This window comes from Helicobacter ibis (assembly GCF_027859255.1).
Classification (GTDB): Bacteria; Campylobacterota; Campylobacteria; order Campylobacterales; family Helicobacteraceae; genus Helicobacter_D; species Helicobacter_D ibis.
The window spans coordinates 1-261 of record NZ_JAQHXR010000020.1; the positions used below are offsets into that span (position 1 = coordinate 1).

General features: G+C 26.4%; 1 pseudogene. It reads right to left on the reverse strand.

The window, feature by feature from the left end:
• Positions 1-261: pseudogene (locus PF021_RS08560) on the reverse strand (flagellar basal body P-ring formation chaperone FlgA); the annotation flags it as partial.

Genomic DNA, 261 nt, shown 5'->3' on the forward strand with positions numbered 1-261 from the left:
CAATAGGACGCGTGGTTTGTAAAACTTCTAATTTTGCCTTTAAAAAATACTTAAAAAATATATTTTTTTTAAACTGCTCTGGAGTTTTAAATTCAGCCTTTACAAAACCATCTGCTCTATCAAAATTATGATTACCTAGTTTTAAAAAAATGTATTGATTAAAATCAGCAGGCAAACTTGATTGAGTGTTAAGATCTAAAGAAATGATTTCTAGTTGCGGATAATTTGTCTTAAATTCTTTAATCAAAGCTAATTTTACTT